6 protein-coding genes and 1 pseudogene are annotated in these 6670 nt (G+C 64.7%); all 7 read left to right on the forward strand.

Annotated features, from left to right (window positions below; genetic code table 11):
• Nucleotides 1–867 (forward strand): HTD2 family dehydratase (locus AC3AYF_RS16705; protein WP_487780043.1); only part of this gene is annotated, 867 nt, incomplete at its 5' end.
• Nucleotides 864–2063, forward strand: coding sequence for an acyl-CoA dehydrogenase family protein (locus tag AC3AYF_RS16710; RefSeq protein WP_295037096.1), 1200 nt, complete (start codon nucleotides 864–866; stop codon nucleotides 2061–2063). The genes AC3AYF_RS16705 and AC3AYF_RS16710, both read left to right, overlap by 4 nt.
• 8 nt (nucleotides 2064–2071) lie before the next feature.
• Complete coding sequence (locus tag AC3AYF_RS16715; RefSeq protein ID WP_295037098.1) at nucleotides 2072–2467, forward strand: VOC family protein; 396 nt, start codon at nucleotides 2072–2074, stop codon at nucleotides 2465–2467.
• The gene (locus AC3AYF_RS16720) at nucleotides 2464–3840 is read left to right on the forward strand and encodes an MmgE/PrpD family protein (RefSeq protein ID WP_295037100.1); all 1377 of its coding nucleotides are present in this window, start codon (nucleotides 2464–2466) and stop codon (nucleotides 3838–3840) included. Before AC3AYF_RS16715 ends, AC3AYF_RS16720 begins: the two co-directional genes overlap by 4 nt.
• Before the next feature lie 49 nt (nucleotides 3841–3889).
• The gene (locus tag AC3AYF_RS16725) at nucleotides 3890–5089 is read left to right on the forward strand and encodes a CaiB/BaiF CoA transferase family protein (RefSeq protein ID WP_295037101.1); all 1200 of its coding nucleotides are present in this window, start codon (nucleotides 3890–3892) and stop codon (nucleotides 5087–5089) included.
• Nucleotides 5090–5142: 53 nt separating this feature from the next.
• Nucleotides 5143–5967 (forward strand): HpcH/HpaI aldolase/citrate lyase family protein, encoded by an 825-nt coding sequence (locus AC3AYF_RS16730; protein ID WP_295037103.1) that lies wholly within the window; start codon nucleotides 5143–5145, stop codon nucleotides 5965–5967.
• Between the two features lie 474 nt (nucleotides 5968–6441).
• Nucleotides 6442–6670 (forward strand): annotated as a pseudogene (locus tag AC3AYF_RS16735) (hypothetical protein); the annotation flags it as partial.

The following is a 6670-nucleotide window of genomic DNA, read 5'->3' on the forward strand; positions in this document are numbered from 1 at the left end:
ATGCCTGACAATCTGCCCCAAGCCACCCTCGAGCGCTGGATCGGCAACCGGGAACGGGGCATCGATCAACTCGACGCCTCGCTGGTGTCCCGCGTCGCCGCCACCTTCGACAAGCCCTGCCCCGCCCCGGGCGAGCCGCTACCACCGCTCTGGCACTGGGCTTTCTTCCAGAACCCGCTTCCTGGTGCACAGCTTGGCGGCGATGGTCATCCGACCCGTGGCGGCTTTCTACCGCCGGCGGATGATCGCAACCGGATGTGGGCCGGCGGGCGGGTCGAGTTTCTGGCCCCACTGCGGGCGGGTATCGAGGCGGAACGCGTCTCCACCGTGACCGATATTCAGGAGAAAAACGGTCGTACCGGCTCGCTGTTGTTCGTGACCGTGCAGCACGACTATCGCCAGCGGGGCGAGGTCGCGTTCCGCGAGGCGCAGGACATCGTCTACCGCCAGCCTTCCCCGCCCAAACTGTCGCTCGACGAGCCGATGCCGGAAGCCGACTGGGCGCAGACCATCGATCCCGACCCGGTGCTGCTGTTTCGCTACTCGGCGGTCACCTTCAACGGCCACCGTATCCATTACGACTGGCCCTATGTCACCGATACCGAGGGCTACCCGGGACTGGTGGTGCATGGGCCACTGATCGCGACGCTGCAACTGCAGGCGTTCTGCGAGGCGAATCCCCAGGCGCGCCCCACCAGCATGCGCTATCGCGGCCTGCGCCCATTGATCGCCGACAAGCCGTTTCAGACCACCGGCCGGATTACCGACCACGGCATCGCCGAGCTGACCGCCGGCAACGAAGACGGACCGGCCCATCGTGCCACGGTGGAATTCAAGGACACTGACGATCAGGAGTCTCGCTCATGAGTCTCGACCTTATCGACCAAGCCTCTATCAACCAAGCCCCTGTCGACCATGAGGCGCTGGAAGCGATCCGCGACGGCGTGCGCAGCTTGTGCCAGCAGTACGATGGCGAATACTGGCGCCAGATCGACCACGTCCAGGGCTTTCCCGAGAAGTTCGTGACCGAGCTGACCGAAGCCGGCTGGCTCGGTGCGATGATCCCCGAGGAGTTCGGCGGCTCCGGCCTGGGCCTGACCGAGGCCAGCGTGATTCTCGAGGAGGTCAATCGTTGCGGTGGCAACGCCGGCTTCGTCCACGGCCAGATGTACAACATGGCGACGCTGCTCAAGCACGGCAGCGCCGCCCAGAAGGCCGAGATCCTGCCCAAGCTCGCCAGCGGCGAATTGCGCCTGCAGTCGATGGGCGTCACCGAGCCCACTACCGGCACCGACACCACCAAGATCAAGACCACGGCGGTCAAGCGCGGCGACAAGTACGTGATCAATGGCCAGAAGGTGTGGATCTCGCGCATCCAGCACTCTGACCTGATGATTCTGCTCGCTCGCACCACCCCGCTGGCCGAGGTCAAGCGCAAGTCCGAGGGGATGTCGATCTTCCTGGTCGACCTGCATCAGGCGATCGGCAATGGCATGACGGTCCAGCCCATCGCCAACATGGTTGGCCACGAGACCAACGAGCTGTTCTTCGACAATCTCGAGCTGCCGGCGGACAGCCTGATCGGCGAGGAAGGCAAGGGCTTCCGCTACATACTCGACGGACTCAATGCCGAGCGCACCCTGATCGCGGCGGAGTGCATCGGCGACGGCCGCTGGTTCATCGACAAGGCCAGCCGTTACGCCAACGAGCGCGTCGTCTTCGATCGCCCGATCGGCCAGAACCAGGGCGTGCAGTTCCCCATCGCCGAGGCGCATATCGAGGTGGAAGCCGCCGACCTGATGCGCTGGCGCGCCTGCCAGGAGTTCGATGCGGGCCGGCCGGCCGGGGCCAGCGCCAACATGGCGAAGTACCTGGCGGCCAAGGCCTCGTGGGAAGCGGCCAACGTCTGCCTGCAGACCCACGGCGGCTTCGGCTTCGCCACCGAGTACGACGTCGAGCGCAAGTTCCGCGAGACGCGCCTCTATCAGGTCGCCCCGATCTCCACCAACCTGATTCTCTCCTACGTCGCCGAGCACCTGCTCGACCTGCCACGCTCGTTCTGAGGTTGCCCATGAAGATCTCACGGCTGGACCACCTGGTGCTGACGGTGGCCGATATCGACGTCACCTGCGATTTCTACGTCCGCGCCCTCGGCATGGAGCGCGTCGTCTTCGGCGAAGGCCGGATCGCCCTGGGCTTCGGCGAGCAGAAGATCAACCTGCATCGTCACGGTCGCGAATTCGAACCCAAGGCCGACCGCCCCACGCCGGGCTCGGCGGACCTGTGCTTTCTGAGCGAGACACCGCTGGAAGAGGTGATCACCCACCTGGAGGCCGAAGGGATCACGATCATCGAAGGTCCGGTGGATCGGACCGGCGCCACCGGCCCGATCCGGTCCGTCTACGTTCGCGACCCCGACGACAACCTGATCGAGATCGCCAATCGAATCGAGGAGCGTCCGCGATGAATGACCTAGTCCATGATCAAACCCGTGATCCAACACGTGAACTGGCAGGCTTCCTGGCTGAACTCAGTTACGCCCAGATACCGCAACACGTCGTCGAGCGCTGCCAGGCCTACTATCTGGACTGGCTGGGCTCGGCGCTGGCCGGCAGGAATCACGCGCCGATCCCGCTGTTCGAGCAGTACAGCAAGCTCATGGGTCCCAGCGACGGCGGCTGTCAGCAACTGACCGATCGCCGCATGACCTCGCCGCATTTCGCCGCGCTGGTCAACGCCGCCGCGTCGCACGTGGTCGAGCAGGATGACCTGCACAACAGCTCCGTCCTCCACCCCGCCACCGTGGTCTTCCCCGCCGCGCTGGCGACCGCCCAGGATCTGGGCAGCAGCGGCGAGGAGATGATCACCGCCGCCGTGGCCGGTTACGAGGCGGGGATTCGGATCGGCGAGTTCCTCGGCCGCTCGCACTATCGCATCTTCCACACCACCGGCACCGCCGGCACGTTGGCTGCCGCCGTGGCCGCCGGCAAGCTGATGGGGCTCGACACCGACGGTTTCGTCAACCTGCTCGGCAACGCCGGCACCCAGGCTGCCGGGCTGTGGGAATTCCTGCGCGATGCCGCCGACTCCAAGCAGTTGCACACGGCCAAGGCCGCCTCGGACGGGCTTCTGGCCGCCTACATGACCCAGAGCGGCCTGACCGGTGCCCGGCATATCCTCGACGGGCCCCAGGGAATGGCGGCCGGGATGTCCACCGATGCCGACCCCAGCCGGCTGACGGATCGCCTCGGCGAACGCTGGGCGCTGGTCGAGACCTCATTCAAATATCACGCTTCCTGTCGCCATACGCATCCGGCGGCGGACGCCCTGCTGGCATTGATGCAGCGGGAATCTCTCACCCACGGCGATATCGAGGCGGTCACGGCCAGAGTCCATCAGGCCGCGATCGACGTGCTCGGCCCCGTGGTCGATCCGCGCACCATCCACCAGGCCAAGTTCTCGATGGGCAGCGTACTCGGCCTCATCGCCGTGCACGGCGATGCCAGTCTGGCCAGCTTTCGGGATCACGCCCTCCAGGACGCGGCAGTGGCCAGCTTCCGCCAGCGTGTGTCGATGGTGCTGGACCCCGAGGTGGATGAGGCCTATCCCCGACGCTGGCTGGGACGCATCGAGGTCACCACCCGCGACGGCCGCCGATTGAGCGCCGCCATCGACGAACCCAAGGGCGATCCGGGCAACACCCTGAGCCGGGAAGAGCTGGAGGCGAAGTTCCGCCGTCTGGTCAGCTTCTCCGGCGCCGCCGATGACGACGAGGTCGCCAGGCTGATCGCCCACGCCTGGAGCCTGCCCTTGGTGGCGCGCCTCGAGCCGCTGCTGTGAGCCGGTTGCCGCCAACCCGCGAACCTTTATCTCTCGAACAGGAGCTGACATGATCGCTCAATCCCCTCGCCCCCTGGATGGCATCACCGTGGTCAGCCTCGAGCATGCCATCGCCGCGCCTTTCTGCACGCGACAGCTCGCCGATCAGGGCGCCCGGGTGATCAAGATCGAGCGCCCCGGCGTCGGCGACTTCGCCCGCGGCTACGACGAACGCGTACACGGTCTCTCCTCGCATTTCGTCTGGACCAACCGATCGAAGGAGAGCCTCACCCTCAACCTCAAGCACGAGGCAACCAAACCGATCCTCGATGACCTGCTGGCGGAAGCGGACGTGCTGGTGCAGAACCTGGCGCCAGGCGCCGCCGCCAGGATGGGGCTCGGCTTCGACGCGCTGCATGCGCGGTTCCCCAGGCTGATCGTGTGCGATATCTCCGGCTATGGCGAAGGCGGGCCCTACGAGACCAAGAAGGCCTACGACCTGCTGATCCAGAGCGAAGCGGGATTCTTGTCCGTCACCGGCGGCCCCGGGCAGGACGAAATGGCCAAGGCAGGCTGTTCGGTGGCCGACATTGCCGCCGGCATGTACGCCTACAGCAACATTCTCTCGGCGCTGCTGCTCCGCGGGCGGACCGGCGAGGGGTCGCATATCGACGTCTCGATGCTGGAGAGTCTGGTCGAGTGGATGGGCTATCCGATGTATTACGCCTTCGACGGCGCCACGCCACCGCCTCGTGCCGGCGCCTCCCACTCCACGATCTACCCCTACGGCCCCTTCCCTGCCGGTGACGGCGGCACCGTGATGCTCGGGCTCCAGAACGAGCGCGAATGGCAGCTGTTCTGCGACAAGGTGCTGGAGCAACCGGCGCTGGCCACGGACGAACGCTTCGATGCCAACTTCAAGCGTTCGGAGAATCGCGCCTCCCTGCGCGCGCTGATCGAGACGGTCTTTGCCGAGCTCACGGCGGAGCAGGTGATCGCCCGACTCGATCATGCGCAGATTGCCAACGCTCACGTCAATGACATGGCCGGCGTGTGGAACCATCCGCAACTGGCGGCCCGAGACCGCTGGCGCGACGTGATGACGCCCGGCGGGCAGGTGCCTGCCGCGTTGCCCCCCGGACGCAACCTGGCCTACGAGCCCCGCATGGACGCCGTCCCCGCGCTCGGCGAACACAGCGGCGCTATTCTCGCGCAGTTGGGGTACGCCGCCGAAGACGTGAACACGCTGCGCCAGGCCGGTACGATCTGACCGTCTCTTTCGATTCCCCTTCATCTCATTCGATCCTGCGAGGAAAAGCGCCCATGATTTCCCCCACTCCACCCCGCTCGGCACTGTTCGTGCCGGCCAACCGCCCCGAGCGCATCCCCAAGGCGCTGGCCAGCGGTGCGGACATCGTGATCGTGGATCTGGAAGATGCCGTCGCGCCAGCAGCGAAACCGATGGCCCGCCAGGCGTTGGGTGACTTTCTCGAGACGGCATCGCCGGGCGCCGTCTGGGTGCGGATCAATGCCGCGGACACCGCTGATTTTCTCGAGGATCTAGCGCTCTGCCGGGATCAGACGGGTATCGCCGGGCTCGTCGTTCCCAAAGCGGAAAGCACCCGAAGTCTGGCCCAGGTGGAGGCACTGGGCTATCCGATGATTCCGCTGATCGAGAGTGCCAAGGGCCTCGACCATCTAGACAAGCTGGCGCGAGTCGACGGTGTCGTCCAGCTGAGCTTCGGCGCCCTGGATCTGGGGCTCGACCTGGGTATCGAGCCGAACAGTGAGGGCGGCGACTGGATGCTGAATCAGGCCCGTTACCAGTTGCTGGTGCAGTCACGACTGGCCGGGCTCGCACCGCCGATCGATACGGTACATCCCGAGTTTCGTGACATGGGCGTCATCGAACGGGCTGCCAGGGGTGCGGTGGAGATGGGCTTCGGCGGCATGCTCTGCATCCACCCGCACCAGGTCGCGGTCGTCAACTCGGCCTTCATGCCGACCGAAGATCAACTGGCCTGGGCGATGCGTGTGATCGAGGCGGCCGAGCAGGACGCCGGGGCCGGTCAGGTAGACGGCCAGATGATCGACGCCCCGGTCATGGCCCGTGCCCGACGGCTCGTTGCCGCTGCCGACCGGGGCTGAAAGGCCATACCGCAACCGTTGGCGGCGAGCATCACCACCGCGCCGCCAGCTCGGGCGGAACCTCTTTTCTGACGACGCTGACCCGCGTTAACTTCTGTGACCTTGAGTTTGGCCGCCGCGATAATCTGCCGGAATACCCCCGATCCGGCGGCGGTGATTGATCGTGGAATTGTGTCCGCGACAAGTCATGAATCGGACGTCAAAAAATTCATGAAAAAGACATTATCATTTGAATTTTAAGAATTTTTTGCTTTTGACATCACGCCAAACCCGGCGATTTTCACCATCCAGACCCGACTTTTTAAACTTTTTAAACCAGAAAAAGGCGTTATTTTTATCGACCCGATGGTATCGAGTCCCACCGAAGGTTGAATATACGAATCGAGATAATTATCCGCATACTCCGCCTGGCATCGCCAATAAGGCGTCATCGAGGACGCCAAGACGACAGAACAAACTCAGGAGTGAAATGCCATGTCTCTCATCAATCCAAGAACAGTGGTTGGCGCGATCGGAGTTGCCATCCTGATGGGTGGCGTCGCGACTGCTCAGGCGCAGGACCCCATCGTCATCAAGTTCTCCCACGTCGTGGCCGAGAACACGCCCAAGGGCCAGGGCGCGAAGATGTTCGCCGAGGAAGTGAAGGAGAAGCTCGGCGACCGCGTCAAGGTCGAGGTCTACCCCAACTCATCGCTCTACGGCG

Source organism: Salinicola sp. (assembly GCF_982684285.1).